Here is a 14,904-nt window from a genome sequence, read left to right on the forward strand (position 1 = left end):
TTAATTTTAGCACATGAAAAAAAATAAACTTCTACTAGTTATCCTATTTCTTATTGTTGCACCGGCTATCGCACAAGACTCCAATACCGATGAACCCGAACAAACTCAAGTTGCAACTGCCAAGAAAAAGAAATTTCTGGTAGGCTTGTACATTGGTTCTTATTTCGCCAATAAACATTCGGCATACAACTACGATGGATATGGATATGATTTAGGCGGCCAACGCAATAGTTTTGAAACAAGTTTTATGAATACCAAAATTAATTTCCAATACAGCGGTGCATACGGGCAACCTGATTATATTGCGCAAGAGTTGGGTGTTCAACCCGGTGATTGGAATTTCGACGTAAGTGATATGCCGGTAAATATGAGATACAATGTTGCATTTTTGGTAGGACTAAATGGACGTTATGCGGTAAGCGATAATGGAGCCATAGTGTTTCATGCAAATGCAAGTAAATTAAGTGTTAGCGGCAATTTTACCATCACCACCCGACCCAATTCCAATGGCAATCAATTACAAAAAACGGTGCAGACCTTTGCCATCGTTGGAGGTGAGCAAAGACTTTTGCTACAAGTTGGGTATCAGCACTTAGCAGGTGACGCAGCTGAAAAAATAAATTTTTTGGTGGAAGGTGGACTAAATGTCACTATGGCTAAATTCGATAAAAACCAAATTCAAATTAATAATTTGCAAATCGATTTAACTAGCTATTATGATATTAATAATCCTAATTCAAATGCAACTGCAAGAAGGCCTGGAGGAGTGGGTTTTGGAGCCTTTGCAGGGGCGGGTTTCAATTTTAATGTAAATCCCAAAACAAAAATTCAATTGGTGTACAATCCCTCCTATGAGCAAATAAAAGTAGAACAAAATGCTCCTTTAAAATTGCAGCATGCAATAGGATTGAGGCTTTATTATGGTTTATAGTTGATTCTTACTTTTCTCTTCCTTCCAAGCATCCTATTCTGCAATTGAACTGTTTTTGAAAGGGAGCAGTTTATTTTGATTCTGTTATCATTTTTCTCGCGTGTCATTAAAAGATGCGTGCTATTGAAAATTGAAATTGCGAAAGTAGAAACGCATTTAGTTTAGTTGTTACTTTTGTATTTCACATAGCGTTACTATATTTCAAAGCACATATTGTGAAGTTTAAAGGCAAAAAAAAGGCTGCTCACTAGGAACAGCCTCTTTTAATAATATGAATATAATTTCTTAGTTCTGAACGAAATCTTCAACAAACGGTGTAGGAGCTACGAATGAACAAGCACCAACATCACCTGCAGCACCTCTGCCTTCAGTATAAGTTAATTTAAAGGTCCATTTACCAGATGCATTTTTTGCAGGAACAGTTCCGGAAGTAGATGAAGTAGCATAATTAAAGGTACAATTGTTAGTTCCTAAAGGACCAGTTGTATAAGCTACAACTTGAAAATCACCGTTCAAATCAGCCGAAACTTTATCATTTCCGGTTCTTTGAGCAAATTGACTAAATATAACTCGGTTGTTTTTAGTTGTTGAAGCTTTAATTGTTTGCATCCAAGTGGCTGGTGAAAAGGAAAGATTTGTAACGGCGTACGTTCCTTCAAATTTCGCAGCATCGTTTACAACAGTTATTGTTCTTGTTGCTGTACCTTCATTTCCTGCAGCATCAGTTGCACTATAGGTAACGGTATAAGTTCCTGTTAAATCCTTATTAATGGTATTTGAAATGGAAATCGCACTAGTTAAATCCCCATCTTCATCGTCATTTGCAGTTGCACCCAACTCAAAATATGTTCCTTGCAAAGAAAGTGTTTGTGTGTCTGAACCACTTAATGTTACCACAGGAGCAGTAGTATCGTCTTTTTTACAACCAATCATTAAGGTTGTAGCGCCTAAAAAAAGTGCTGATGATAAAATAATGATGTTCTTTTTCATTTTTTTTTTGTTTGATTATTTTTTGTGAATTGTTTGATTCTTAATTTGAGCCGCAAAGGTAAACTATTTTTTTAATAGCCACTATTTTTTTTGTTTTCAGTCAAAAAAATTTACTTTTGCGCCCGGTTAACCAAATTTAAATTTAATTAATTAAAAATCACACAATGAAAAAAGTATTATTATCAATGACCGCTTTATGCATTATGGCGGTTGTTTCTTGCGGACCTAGCGCCGAAGAAATGGCAAAAAAAGCAAAAGCTACTGCTGATTCTGTTGCCGCTGTTGCTGCTGCTGAGGCTGAAGCTGCTGCTGCAAAAGCGCAAGCTGCTCAAGACTCTATTGCTAAGGTTGCTGCTGAAGCAGAAGCTAAAGCAAAAGCGATCGCCGATTCTGTTGCTGCTGCTGCAGAAGCAATGAAAGGCAAAGCAAAAGGAGCGGTAAAAAAAGCTAAAACTCCAGAGCAAAAACAAAAGGAAAATGTAAAGGAACTTAATAAAGACAGAGGATAATCCCTGCTTATTAGCTCTTTTTCAATTGAAAAAATAGGGGTAGTTGATATAATTTCAACTACCCCTTCTTAATTTGATTGATGCTCAGCTAGATAAAAAAATCAATAATGTTTTTATTTTTAAATTAAAAGCATACATTTGCAAAAATTTTTAAATAATCAATTTAACACAAAAATGAAAAAAGTATTATCTTTAATTGCTATCGCTGGAATGTTTGCATTCGTAGCGTGTGGACCAAGTGCAGAAGAAAAAGCTAAAATGGAACAAGCTAAAGCTGACTCTATTGCTGCTGCTGAAGCTGCTAACGCTGAAATGGAAGCTGCTAAAGCTCAGGCTACTGCAGATTCAATGGCTGCTGCTGCAACTGCAGACACAACAAAGAAAATGGAAGAGACTAAGTAATAATTTCTTTTTCCAAAAAGAAAAAAATCCTTTCGGTACCGAAAGGATTTTTTTTTGTCTGATTTATGAAAAGTATTAAGGAATTTGAATTTGATCGAAATCAAATCCACACAAATCATAAACATCCGCGTTAATCCGCGTTCTATTCTAAAGCTTCTTAAACTTAGCAATGCTTTTTATTTAATTTGCTAAAAACCAAAGCTGTTTCCAGTTGAACGAAATCAAATCCGCTAAAATCATAATCATCTACGTCAATCCGCGTTCTATTCTAAAACTTCTTAAAGTTAGCAATGCTGTTTATTTAATTTGCTAAAAACCTAAGCTATTTCCATTTGAACGAAATCAAATCCGTTAAAATCATAATCATCCGCGTTAATCAGCGTTCTATTCTAAAACTTCTTAAAGTTAGCAATGCTGTTTATTTATTTTGCTAAAAACCTAAGCTGTTTCCAGTTGAACGAAATCAAATCCGCTAAAATCATAATCATCCGCGTTAATCAGCGTTCTATTCTAAAACTTCTTAAACTTAGCAATGCTGTTTATTTAATTTGCTAAAAAGCTAAGCTGTTTCCATTTGACCGAAATCAAATCCGCGCAAATCATAATCATCCGCGTTAATCCGCGTTCTATTTCAATTACCTTTATTTTGCTTCGAATTTTGAAGTATCGATTTTCGAAAAATCAATGGTACTGCACCCCCCGCAACCTTTGGCGCAGCTTTTTGCCGAAATGCTTTTATAAATGCGCCTTCCGATAAAAAAAACTGAAAGCACAAAAACGAGGGCGAGTATAATTTCTTGAATATTCATGAATGAATCTCTTAGCGCCTCAAAATTAATATTTTTAATACTTTTACCCGCACAAATTCACTATTTCTTTTCCCAAAAAATCAGTATTTTAAATCCTATTGCTACATCTCATTATGAAGTTTGATCGAAAAAAACACCGCGACGATGTCCTCCTAAATCTATACAAAGGAATACTTGAACCCCGCATGATTGAAGAAAAGATGCTACTCTTGTTGCGTCAAGGAAAAATTTCGAAATGGTTTTCGGGCATTGGACAAGAAGCAATTTCCGTAGGACTCACTCAAGCTTTGCAGGCAAATGAATATATTTTACCCATGCACCGCAATTTGGGCGTATTTACCGGTCGTGGTATCCCTTACGAAAAATTATTTGCGCAGTTTCAAGGCAAATATTCCGGTTTCTCAAAAGGAAGGGAACGTTCCTTTCACTTTGGCACAAATGAATACCACATTGTTGGCATGATTTCTCACCTCGGCCCGCAAATGGGCGTTGCCGATGGAATTGCCTTGGCGTCCCTGTTAAATAAGGAGAGAAATGTAACGGCAGTATTTACAGGAGATGGCGGTGCCAGCGAAGGTGATTTTCACGAATCCATAAATGTAGCAGCTGTATGGGATTTACCGGTAATTTTTGTGATCGAAAACAATGGCTACGGACTTTCAACTCCCTCTAACCAACAATTTAAATTCAAAAATTTTGTGGATAAGGCCATTGGATACGGAATTGAAGCGGTAAAAGTAGATGGAAACAATGTGCTGGAAATGTATGAGGCCGTTAAAAAAATTGCCGAATCCATTCGCGAAAACCCGCGTCCTATTATGCTGGAGTGTATGACCTTTCGCATGCGTGGCCATGAGGAAGCTTCAGGTACCAAATACGTTCCGAAAGAATTGTTTGAAGAGTGGGCAAAAAAGGATCCATTAATCACTTTTGAAAAATATCTATTGGATGAAGCGGTACTTACGGAGGAAATTATATCGGCTTACCGAAAAGAAATAAAAGAAAAAATTGAACAGGGAATTGAAATTGCTTTTGGCGAAGCACCTGTTATTCCTGATACTGCTGCCGAGTATGCAGATATTTACGCAACGGCTAAACTAAAATCAACTGCCATCCCAAGTGGTAAAACGAGTAATAAACGATTGTTAGATGCCATAAGCGACGGGATGCGCCAAGCGATGGAATGCCATCCTAACCTGGTGTTAATGGGGCAAGATATTGCTGAATATGGCGGTGTGTTTAAAGCTACAGAAGGTTTTCTCGAAAAGTTTGGAAGTGAGCGCGTACGCAACACTCCCCTTTGTGAATCCGCCATTATTGGCACAGCACTAGGCTTATCTATTAAGGGATACAAAGCAATGGTAGAAATGCAGTTTGCGGATTTTGTTACCTGCGGATTCAATCAAATTATAAATAATCTCGCTAAAAGTCATTGGCGTTGGGGGCAAAATGCCGATGTGGTGGTGCGCATGCCCACAGGTGCCGGAGTGGGAGCAGGGCCCTTTCATTCGCAATCGAACGAAGCCTGGTTTGTGCATACTCCGGGCTTAAAGGTGGTATACCCCGCATTTCCGGCCGATGCAAAAGGTTTGTTATGTGCAGCTTTTGAAGATCCAAATCCCGTTTTATTTTTTGAACACAAAGCGCTCTACCGCAGCATTAGCGAAGAAGTGCCCGACGAGTATTATACTATAGAAATAGGTAAGGCAAAATTATTACGTCAAGGAAACGATGTTTCTATCATCACCTATGGAGCCGGAGTGCATTGGGCTTTAGAAGTATTAGACCGTAATGTTTCCGTTTCGGCTGATTTGCTCGATTTGCGCAGTCTTTTGCCATTTGATAAAGAAGCAATCGCAGCTACGGTTAAGAAAACCGGCAAAGTGATTATATTGCATGAAGATACTTTGATTGGTGGCATTGCAGGCGAAATTTCAGCATTTATCAGTGAACATTGTTTCGAATATTTAGATGCCCCGGTAATGCGCAGCGCTAGCCTGGATACACCTGTTCCTTTTGCGCTGGAGTTGGAAGCTAACTTTTTGCCCAAAGGCAGATTTGAGAAGCAATTGTTGGATTTGCTGAAGTATTAAGTTGTCTAAGGATCTTAAATTAGGATGAAATTACGACGATTGAAAAGGCTGCTTCTTTTTAATCGTACTTCTTTGAGTTTAATCGTGTTGAACCAACATCTTTTTAGTTACTTCTTCATCCTCCGTTTTTAAGGTATAGAAATAAATTCCGTCACTAAGATCACTTGTATTTACCACAATTGAATGTTTGCCTGGTGGTAGTTTGAATTTGTTACCCGAATATACAATTTTACCCATTACATCTTTTAACTGAAGGTTTGCACTTGTATTTTTTTTGAGATCGAATGTGATCATGCATGTATTTTCAGCAGGGTTCGGGTAACTTGTTAAGATTAAGTTTAAAAGCGCATTCTCGTGCACGTTTACACCGCAATTAACACCACCAAAGAACAAATCAATTTTGGCGTAAATTATATCACTTTCAGTTAGATTCCAACTACCTTGACAAATTCCCGGCCCTCCACAAAATATTAGTGAATGTCCGGGTGCACCATCGCGTTGATAGATGATGTGTGCTGCATTATCAACCCTTTTAGCCATGCAGGCAAATACACATTCATGATTCATTGAGTCTATATCCTGATCAATATCAATGGCACAGTCGAAACCATCGGCTGATGATTTTAAATAAACATGCTTATAACTTGTCCCATAGGCTGTTGTATCACAGGTTTCACATAAAGATTGGTAACTTACATAAATAGTATTGTTGGCATCTACTCCGGAACTGGGCATTTGTGTTATTCCACCCCGATATAATCCCATTGTGCCTCCACCTTGACTTCCGTGTGCAATGGTTAAAACACCATCTCCGTTTATATCCTCGGCTCTGGCTATAGTATCAGGTGAAGCACCCGTCGCAAAATTTTCGTTCCAATAATATAAGCCATCAGTACCATTAGGGTAATACCCCAATAGTGCGGAAGCTGAGGTATCGGTTACCCGTATATTGCTCCAAAAAACATGGGCCAATCCATTGTTATCAAGCATTATATGCGCATCTCCGCTTGCTGTTTCAATTTCATCTGAAGTACCATCACCATTCAAATCTGGCAAAGAATCAAGGTTATCCTTGTAAAATGGTATTGGAAAACTTTGAATAATGCGGGAAGTCCATGTAGTTCCGTTATCAATTGATTTGAGGAAAATTAAGTCAGTAGCAAATGATCCTAGTACAATGGCAACTGTATCTCCATGTGCATCGATTGAATAGGAATCACCACCAAATCCTATATAATGAGAAGAATCAATAGCTGGAATTACCATTCTAAGAATAGGAAAGCTGGCCCCGCCATCTAACGAGCGTGAGTAAAGTAATGGCCCATCCTGACCATAAAGAGGTATACCACTAGTACCCGAACCATTGCAAATTACATGAATGGTTTCACCTGTTGCGCCGCCGGATATCGCTTTGGGCCATTTATCATTTATAGCTTGACCTAAATTTAACGGATTTTCGGTCCAAGTACCAAGCCCTTTTTGTGGCCGTGTTGTAATTAACATACCGGGCAGCGTGCTGGAATGCGCAATTACTGCTTCTTTTCCGGATTGGGTTACTACAATATTTGTAAAAAGCGTTCTTTGTGTAGGTTCTATGCGCTGAGTAGGAATCAAGCTCCAAGCGGTTCCGTCAAAATAATTATAACCTGTTCCAATGGCAGAGGTGCTTGTGCCTGGCGAATGTAAATTCCAAGTAGCTGAAAGGGTACCATCCGGAAAAGAGATTAATCGATTTGAAATTGCGGCATTGGTTTGTAAATCGTAATTTGTTTTTCCAATTAGTGCTTCGGTAACCCCTTGTGATTTTTGAGCAGACATGGATAGTGCGTCTCGTTTTTTTGAGTCCAATTGAGGTAATCGAAGTGCAGGTTCTTCTATTACTTGCGACCTGATAGGAATTGCCTTTATGCTTTTGAAATAAGCATTTGGAATTAAATTCCTTGAATTTTGTGCTTGTGTATAAAATGCTGAATTAACCGCAAATAGAAGAAATAATTGGGGTAGAATTATTTTCATATTAAAATGTAGATTAGTGTATAATTAGCATTTTATCACTCGCTTCCATGTGTTCAGTTTTTAGGGAATAAAAATAGAGTCCGGCTGGTAAAGACGTTGTGACAAGCGGTAGAGTGTGTTTCCCAATTTCCATTTTTCCAAGATTTTCCTGCATCTTTATTTGTCCCAAGATATTTCTCAATTCCATTTTCACTGTAGAATTTTGATTTAATTCAAAGCTTATTACTGTTTGCTTATCAGCAGGATTAGGGAAATTTTGAAGATTTATCTTTGATTTAAATTGAGCTTTTGAGGATAAATTTCCATATCGCCAAGGAAAGCCACCGGGTCCGGAATAATCTATTTTAGTGTAAATAATATCGCTTTCAGTTAAATTCCAATTCTGGCATTGAGTTAAACCATTCGTAAGAAGTGAATGCCCCGGAGCAGGGTCACGCTGATAGGTAAGATGAATTGCTCCGTTTGCATTTTTAGCTAGACAGGCATAAACTCCTTCCTGATAAGCGCTATCAATATTTTGATTTATGTCAAGGGGGTTGCTCCAAGTTATTCCATTATCTTGTGATACAATTGTATACACATGTTTGTGATTTACCGCATAAGCAAGCGTGTCACAGTCTTCACAAATAGATTGAAAGCAAACAAACAAATTATTAGCCGAATCTACAGCTGAACTAGGCATTTGGGTAATTGATCCTCGGTAATTTCCGGCAATCCCGCAGCCACTTGAATTACTCACTACATCGAGTTGACCATTCCCATTTTTGTCGGGGGCCCATGCAATAGTATCCACTGCGCCCAAAGCATGATTTTCATTCCAGTAGAGCAATCCATCAAGCACATTTGGATAATAGCCCAGAGTAGTAAAAGAATCAGTTAAAAGTACATTGCTCCAAAATACGTGTACAAGCCCTGTGTTATCAATCCTTACATGCGCATCACCACTTGGCCCAACAGCAATGCCACCAGGCAATCCTACAGAACCATCATAAAATGGGACAGGAAAGGGTTGGAGTATTCTGCTATTCCAAGTAGTGCCATTATCCGTTGACTTTAAAAGAATTAGGTCGGTCGAAAAGCTCCCCACCACTATAGCAACTGTGTCGCCTTTTGAATCGATTGAATAATCCTCGGCATTAAATCCCAAATAATGTGACGAATCAATAGCAGGTATTAATGACCTTAAAACTGGAAATGTTATTCCCCCATCGAGCGAACGCGAATATAATAGTGGACCATCCTGCCCATTTACTGGTGTGGCGCTATTTCCAGAACCATGACAAATAACATGCACGGTTTCACCATTTGTTCCACCAACAATTGCTCTTGCCCAAGTGTCATTCGCCATCTGTCCTAACACTGTAGGGTCTTCTGTCCATGCTCCTATACCTTTTGCAGGTCTGGCAGTGAGCAACATTCCTCCTGAACCAGTACTTGTATGTGCTATTACTATTTCTCTTCCGGTTGAAGTAACTAAAATGTTATTAGATCCTGCTCGACTGTTAGGTTCTATTTTTTGTGTGGGGATAGGACTCCAATTGTTCCCATTAAAATAATTGTATCCGGTACCTCTTGAAGCCGATGTTCCTCCAACAGCTATCAGGGTCCAAGCGGCCGAAATTGTGCTATCATTGTGGACTAGTAATCTGTTACCTATTGCAGCATTGGTCTGCAAATCGTATTCAGTTTTCCCAATGTAGTGTTCCGTTATAGCTTGTGTGGCTTGGGTTTTCGATAAGGTTTGAACTTTATTTTTAGAGCTTTTAACAGGCATTTCAACTGCCGCAGCAGCCTGTGGTTTCGTGAAAGGAACCGGTTTGATGTTAAGTTGTTGTGCTTTTTTTAAGTAAATATTGACTAATTCACTTTGGGAAAAGGCAGAAGAAACAAAGAGCATGCATAACGGGAGGAGTAGTTGTTTTTTCATTTACAGGAGTTTAGAACATTAAAATTAACATTAGTTTTAACAAAATCAAATTAAGGGAATCGTTTGCATGCCATATTTTGCATTAACTTCGCGACTCAAAATCAAGGGTATGACATTATTATTTTTGAACATGGGCGGAGGCGAAGTAGTGCTGATAGTGCTTGTAGTGCTCATGTTTTTTGGTTCTAAAAATATTCCTTCCTTAGCCCGCGGATTGGGAAAAGCCATGCGTGAGTTTCAAGATGCATCTGATGGGATTAAGCGCGAAATTGAGCAAAGTGCCAAGCCCATAAAAACCACTATGGACCAAATGCACGATGGATGGAATCAAACTGTTGACAATGTAAAGAAAGAAGTAGAAGCAGCTGTTGAGCCGAAAACAGAAAAGAAAGAAGAATAATCAGACTCCAGGCAACTAAAGTGTTTTAAACTATTTCGATTGCTTTTAATATATTATTTCCTACAAATTTTGGAGCATTTAGTTACTCAACAAAAGGCATCCATTACTGATAAAAAACCCCTAACTCATAGGCATAGTAAAAAAAATTATTGGTGCTTATTGAAATTTATTTAATTTAGCCACCCAATAAATCAATTCAACCCTTATGAAAGTTTTCAAAATCTTTACAAGTATTTCTTTGGTTCTCGCATTGTCGTTGACTGCAAGCGCTCAAAAAGGTGCATCAAAAGAGGCAGACAAAGCCTTTGACAGTTTTGAGTATTACAAGGCAATCGAACTCTATAAAAAAGCCTCTACAAAAGAGAAAAACAAGACTGCTAGAACAGAAATTTTATTTAAAACAGCCGAGTGTTATCGTTTGATTGGTGATAATAAGCAATCTGAAGTTTTTTATGCAAAAGCCATTAAGGCGAAATATGCTGATCCAATTGCACAGCTTCGATTGGCTGATGCGATAAAAGCAAATGGCCGTTACAACGATGCCATTATCGAATACGATAAATACAAAGCTTTAGTATCTAGTGATCCGCGTGGAGAGATGGGTGCAAAATCATCTGCAGAAGCACAAAAATGGAAAGATAATCCAACCCGTTTTCAGGTAAACAATTTGGCTCAAATTAATTCAGGCTCAAGTGATTTCGCGCCGACTTACATCGATCGCAAATACAGTACTTTGTATTTTACTTCTATGCGTGAAGGCTCTGCCGGTAACGCAACGGATAATACGATTGGACAAAGCTTTAGCGATATTTACGAAGTGAAAGTGGATAAAAAAGGAAAATGGAGTACACCCACACCTATCGATAAAACCATCAATTCTCAATACAATGAGGGAGCATCTATCGTAAATAAAAAAGGTACAAAAATTTATTTTACTCGTTGCGATGTGGTAAAGAAAAAATTTATGGGTTGCCAAATTATGATGGCCGATAAAATGGGTACTGCTTGGGGAACACCTACCAACATTGTGTTAACAACCGATACATTTACAGTTGGTCATCCGGCAATCAATGTGGATGAAACTAAATTGTATTTCTCTTCTGATATGCCGGGCGGAATGGGTGGAAAAGATTTATGGGTTAGTACTTACGATAAAGGTTCAAGAAAATGGGGTGAGCCGGTGAACATGGGCGGAAAAATTAATACCGAAGGAGATGAAATGTATCCTTTTGTGCGCGATAACGGTGATTTATATTTCGCTTCTAACGGATTAGCAGGAATGGGTGGTTTAGATATTTTTATGTGTGCTAAGAACGGAGAAAACTTTGCAGCTCCTGAAAACATGAAGTCGCCAATTAACTCTCCTGCTGATGATTTTGGATTAATTTACGAAGCAAAATCAAACAGAGGATATCTTTCTTCTGCGCGTGAAGGCGGAAAAGGCGCTGATGATATTTGGTCATTTACAATGCCTCCCTTGGTTTACAGTGTAATGGGTAAAGTGTTGGATGTGGATAGCAAAGAACCAATAGTTGGTGCAGTGGTAAAATTAATTGGCAGCGATGGCTCAAGTGTTGAACAAACGACCGATGCTAAAGGAAGCTACAACTTTGACGCAACTCCTGATGGAAAAAGATACGTTACACAAAATGTTTCTTATACCATTAGTTCAGGTATGGATAAATACCTTGGAGATAAAGGAACCTTTACTACAGTTGGCTCTGAAACAGCTCAAGTGTTTACAAAAGATTTGATGTTGAAATCCATTAAAAAAGGTCCAATTCGTTTACCGGATATTTTGTATGACCTTGCAAAATGGGATTTAAAACCACAATATCAAGATTCTTTGAATGGTTTAATTAAAACCCTAGAAGATAATATGAATGTAACAATCGAGTTAGGTTCACATACCGATACTCGTGATAACAATAAAAACAATGCTGTGCTTTCACAAAAAAGAGCACAATCGGTTGTGGATTATTTAATTTTGAAAGGAATTGCTGCAGATCGTTTAACAGCAAAAGGATACGGTGAAGATCGTCCTTTAATTTCTGACAAAGAAATTGCAGCTTTAAAATCAAACGAAGAAAAAGAAGCAGCTCACCAAAAGAACAGAAGAACAGAATTTAAAGTTTTGCGCGAAGATTACGTTCCAAAATTAGATCCCAATGCACCTAAGGTAGCTCCTAAAGTTCAGGACGCAAGCGGGGAAGAAGAAGACGGAGAGTAATTAGTACAACTAATTTTAATGCGTCCCGTTTTTCGATGAAGAACGGGACGCTTTTTTTATATCCATGACACAAGATACACGCTACAATCAAAGGGGAGTTTCTGCATCAAAAGAAGATGTACATGCTGCCATTAAAGGTTTGGATAAAGGACTTTTTCCGAAAGCATTCTGCAAAATTGTTCCTGATTTTTTATCGGGCGATGAAAATTCTTGCATTGTGATGCATGCTGATGGTGCTGGTACAAAATCTTCTTTGGCTTATATTTACTGGAAAGAAACCGGCGATGATTCAGTTTGGAAAGGAATAGCGCAGGATGCAATTGTTATGAATACCGATGATTTGCTGTGTGTGGGAGCCGTGGATCATATTTTGCTCTCCTCTACAATTGGCCGAAATAAAAACCTTATCCCCGGAGAGGTAATTGCACAACTCATTAACGGCACTGAAGAAGTATTGGCACAGCTGCGAAACTATGGAATTGGTATTCATAGTACCGGTGGTGAAACTGCTGATGTTGGGGATTTGGTGCGGACTTTAATTGTGGATTCCACTGTTGTGTGCCGCATGAAACGAGCGGATGTAATTTCGAATGATCGAATTCAAGCCGGAGATGTAATTATTGGTTTGGCTTCTTTCGGTAAAGCTAACTATGAAAATGAATACAACGGAGGAATGGGCAGCAACGGGCTTACAAGTGCACGACACGATGTGTTTGATAAGCAGTATAGAACTAAGTTTCCCGAAAGTTATGATGGAGCAGTTCCTGCCGATTTAGTGTATTCAGGCAAGCTAAAACTGACAGATGAAATTGACATTCCTGCAAGCCAGTTTCTAAATCCAGCAGGGCATTCACCTTTTAAAATTAGCGCCGGCAAATTGGTTTTGTCACCCACACGAACCTATGCTCCGGTAATGAAAAAAATTTTGGAAAAATACCGAAAGCATATTCATGGATTGGTGCATTGCAGTGGAGGCGGGCAAACAAAAGTCCTTCACTTTGTGGATAAGGTGCACATCATTAAAGATAATTTATTTGCGGTTCCACCCTTATTTAAATTAATACAAGAACAATCTCAAACACCTTATAGCGAAATGTACAAGGTGTTTAATATGGGGCATCGAATGGAGATATACATAGCTCCCGAATATGCGGAAGAAATAATTTCGATTTCGAAATCGTTTGACATCGATGCAAAAGTAATTGGACGTGTTGAAGCATCCGCCAAAAAGAAGCTCACTATAAAAAGCGAATTTGGCGTCTTTGAATATTGATGGGCTCGTGTGCTTATTTAACTTGCCAGCAGAGGTATGAATTATTCCGAAGAGCAGAAAACCAAGCGCATTACCGATCCACAACAAGCGTATTTGAAAGCACGTGGCTATTGTGCGTATCAGGAACGAAGTCAGCAGGAAGTGCGTGATAAGTTATACGAGTGGGGATTATGGAAGGAAGTGGTAGAGGAAATTTTGGTAAAATTGATAGCCGATAATTTTTTAAATGAAGAACGTTTTGCCATTGCTTATGCCGGAGGGAAGTTCAGAATTAAAAAATGGGGAAGAAATAAAATCCGGCAAGCATTAAAACTAAAGGGGACTTCCGAATATTGTATTAAGAAAGGGATTGCTGCAATTGACGAAGATGATTACCGGGAAGTACTTCAAGCCATTTTAAGTCAGAAAGCAAACCAGCTTAAGGAAAAAAATCCAATAAAGGCAAACTATAAGGTAGCTCAATATGCCATGAGTCGGGGGTTTGAGAGTGCATTGATTTGGGAGTTACTTGCCGTAGAAAAATAAAAATTTTACTGAACTTAGATAGGAATTAAGCTAGACTTGTTTTATCGTTTCTTGGATAGAGGAAATTGTTTTAGCAATAATCTCATCCCATAAATAATGCTTTTTTACCAGCTCTCTGCTTTTTTCCTTCATGTTTTGTAGTTCCTTTGCATCCACTTTAAGTGCGGCCAATATTGCAGCTTTTATGAGTTTTGTTTTTGGAGCTGTAACAAGCCATCCGGTTTTATCCGAAACCAATTCGCTTACTGCGCCTACATCGGTAGCAATAACCGCTAATGCGGATGCCATGGCTTCTAAAATAACAGTGGGCATTCCTTCCGCAAAGCTAGGACTTATTAAGATATCGCAACTGCGAACAATTTTTTGAATTTCGGATTGATCAATGATACTTCCATGATAAATAAGTTGATCCGATTGAATGCGTTTTTTAGTTGGAATCGGACCAATAAAATGAAATTCAAATTTTTCTTTTCCTATTAGTTGCTTCAATACTTTATTTAATTCTTCAATCCCTTTTCTACGCTCATATCGTCCAATAAATACAAAGCGACGCACAGGTCCGGAAGCGTGAACCTTATCACTTATCCATGCGGGCTCAAGGCCAATTGGAATTTGTTTTATTTTATTTGAAGAAATTCCTTCTTCCCGCAACAAGTTACTCAACTTCCCGCCAAGGGAATACACCACATCTGCATTTTTAAGATTATACCGCATGGCTCCAATGAGCAATTGCTGTTGCAGTTTGGCACGCAATCCAATCGTTTTTTGGAAAGGCTCCATCCCATGAAAATTAAGAGCA

At 38.5% G+C, this 14,904-nt stretch carries 13 protein-coding genes; 8 read left to right on the forward strand and 5 right to left on the reverse strand.

The genetic code is table 11. The features are described from left to right. Positions 1-13: 13 nt before the first annotated feature. A complete protein-coding gene (locus IPP32_13890) occupies positions 14-931 on the forward strand; it encodes a hypothetical protein (protein MBL0049172.1) in 918 nt (305 codons plus the stop codon). A gap of 285 nt (positions 932-1,216) precedes the next feature. Here the strand turns inward: IPP32_13890 and IPP32_13895 are convergent, their stop codons facing one another. Beyond that, positions 1,217-1,921, reverse strand: a complete 705-nt coding sequence (locus IPP32_13895; protein MBL0049173.1) for a DUF5011 domain-containing protein — start codon at positions 1,919-1,921, stop codon at positions 1,217-1,219. Positions 1,922-2,085: 164 nt separating this feature from the next. Here IPP32_13895 and IPP32_13900 point away from each other — a divergent pair, with 164 nt between their 5' ends. Both IPP32_13900 and IPP32_13905 read left to right on the forward strand, forming a co-directional pair. After that, on the forward strand, positions 2,086-2,430 hold the full coding sequence (locus IPP32_13900; protein MBL0049174.1) for a hypothetical protein: 345 nt from the start codon (positions 2,086-2,088) through the stop codon (positions 2,428-2,430). Between the two features lie 174 nt (positions 2,431-2,604). Next, positions 2,605-2,832: a hypothetical protein gene (locus IPP32_13905; protein MBL0049175.1), complete on the forward strand. Its 228-nt coding sequence runs from the start codon at positions 2,605-2,607 to the stop codon at positions 2,830-2,832. Positions 2,833-3,473: 641 nt separating this feature from the next. Here the strand turns inward: IPP32_13905 and IPP32_13910 are convergent. After that, complete coding sequence (locus IPP32_13910) at positions 3,474-3,641, reverse strand: FeoB-associated Cys-rich membrane protein (GenBank protein ID MBL0049176.1); 168 nt, start codon at positions 3,639-3,641, stop codon at positions 3,474-3,476. Between the two features lie 113 nt (positions 3,642-3,754). On the opposite strand from IPP32_13910, the gene IPP32_13915 reads away from it, so the two are divergent. Then, complete coding sequence (locus tag IPP32_13915) at positions 3,755-5,734, forward strand: dehydrogenase E1 component subunit alpha/beta (GenBank protein MBL0049177.1); 1,980 nt, start codon at positions 3,755-3,757, stop codon at positions 5,732-5,734. A 78-nt stretch (positions 5,735-5,812) separates the two neighbouring features. On the opposite strand, the gene IPP32_13920 is transcribed toward IPP32_13915, so the two are convergent. Both IPP32_13920 and IPP32_13925 read right to left on the reverse strand, forming a co-directional pair. Then, positions 5,813-7,750 carry a T9SS type A sorting domain-containing protein gene (locus tag IPP32_13920; protein MBL0049178.1) on the reverse strand — a complete coding sequence of 646 codons (1,938 nt, stop codon included), beginning with the start codon at positions 7,748-7,750 and terminating at the stop codon, positions 5,813-5,815. A 13-nt stretch (positions 7,751-7,763) separates the two neighbouring features. Continuing rightward, positions 7,764-9,677, reverse strand: coding sequence for a T9SS type A sorting domain-containing protein (locus IPP32_13925; protein ID MBL0049179.1), 1,914 nt, complete (start codon positions 9,675-9,677; stop codon positions 7,764-7,766). Positions 9,678-9,807: 130 nt separating this feature from the next. Between IPP32_13925 and IPP32_13930 the strand changes: the two genes are divergently transcribed. From IPP32_13930 to IPP32_13945, 4 genes are all read left to right on the forward strand, one after another. Continuing rightward, a complete protein-coding gene (locus IPP32_13930; protein ID MBL0049180.1) occupies positions 9,808-10,077 on the forward strand; it encodes a twin-arginine translocase TatA/TatE family subunit in 270 nt (89 codons plus the stop codon). A gap of 205 nt (positions 10,078-10,282) precedes the next feature. Continuing rightward, positions 10,283-12,307 carry an OmpA family protein gene (locus IPP32_13935; protein MBL0049181.1) on the forward strand — a complete coding sequence of 675 codons (2,025 nt, stop codon included), beginning with the start codon at positions 10,283-10,285 and terminating at the stop codon, positions 12,305-12,307. 64 nt (positions 12,308-12,371) lie between these two features. Continuing rightward, a complete protein-coding gene (locus tag IPP32_13940) occupies positions 12,372-13,580 on the forward strand; it encodes a phosphoribosylformylglycinamidine cyclo-ligase (protein MBL0049182.1) in 1,209 nt (402 codons plus the stop codon). A gap of 36 nt (positions 13,581-13,616) precedes the next feature. Further along, positions 13,617-14,105 (forward strand): RecX family transcriptional regulator, encoded by a 489-nt coding sequence (locus IPP32_13945; GenBank protein MBL0049183.1) that lies wholly within the window; start codon positions 13,617-13,619, stop codon positions 14,103-14,105. A 30-nt stretch (positions 14,106-14,135) separates the two neighbouring features. Here IPP32_13945 and IPP32_13950 read toward each other — a convergent pair whose 3' ends face one another. Beyond that, the gene (locus tag IPP32_13950; protein ID MBL0049184.1) at positions 14,136-14,792 is read right to left on the reverse strand and encodes a glycosyltransferase family 4 protein; all 657 of its coding nucleotides are present in this window, start codon (positions 14,790-14,792) and stop codon (positions 14,136-14,138) included. Positions 14,793-14,904 lie beyond the last annotated feature (112 nt).

The sequence above is a fragment of the Bacteroidota bacterium genome, from assembly GCA_016721765.1.
Taxonomy (GTDB): Bacteria; Bacteroidota; Bacteroidia; order UBA4408; family UBA4408; genus UBA4408.

Excerpts from the sequence above, each read along its gene's own strand:
- IPP32_13890 (MBL0049172.1), top strand. The coding sequence starts at position 14 with ATGAAAAAAAATAAACTTCTACTAGTTATCCTATTTCTTATTGTTGCA.
- IPP32_13895 (MBL0049173.1), bottom strand. The coding sequence starts at position 1,921 with ATGAAAAAGAACATCATTATTTTATCATCAGCACTTTTTTTAGGCGCT.
- IPP32_13900 (MBL0049174.1), top strand. The coding sequence starts at position 2,086 with ATGAAAAAAGTATTATTATCAATGACCGCTTTATGCATTATGGCGGTT.
- IPP32_13905 (MBL0049175.1), top strand. The coding sequence starts at position 2,605 with ATGAAAAAAGTATTATCTTTAATTGCTATCGCTGGAATGTTTGCATTC.
- IPP32_13910 (MBL0049176.1), bottom strand. The coding sequence starts at position 3,641 with ATGAATATTCAAGAAATTATACTCGCCCTCGTTTTTGTGCTTTCAGTT.
- IPP32_13915 (MBL0049177.1), top strand. The coding sequence starts at position 3,755 with ATGAAGTTTGATCGAAAAAAACACCGCGACGATGTCCTCCTAAATCTA.
- IPP32_13920 (MBL0049178.1), bottom strand. The coding sequence starts at position 7,750 with ATGAAAATAATTCTACCCCAATTATTTCTTCTATTTGCGGTTAATTCA.
- IPP32_13925 (MBL0049179.1), bottom strand. The coding sequence starts at position 9,677 with ATGAAAAAACAACTACTCCTCCCGTTATGCATGCTCTTTGTTTCTTCT.
- IPP32_13930 (MBL0049180.1), top strand. The coding sequence starts at position 9,808 with ATGGGCGGAGGCGAAGTAGTGCTGATAGTGCTTGTAGTGCTCATGTTT.
- IPP32_13935 (MBL0049181.1), top strand. The coding sequence starts at position 10,283 with ATGAAAGTTTTCAAAATCTTTACAAGTATTTCTTTGGTTCTCGCATTG.
- IPP32_13940 (MBL0049182.1), top strand. The coding sequence starts at position 12,372 with ATGACACAAGATACACGCTACAATCAAAGGGGAGTTTCTGCATCAAAA.
- IPP32_13945 (MBL0049183.1), top strand. The coding sequence starts at position 13,617 with ATGAATTATTCCGAAGAGCAGAAAACCAAGCGCATTACCGATCCACAA.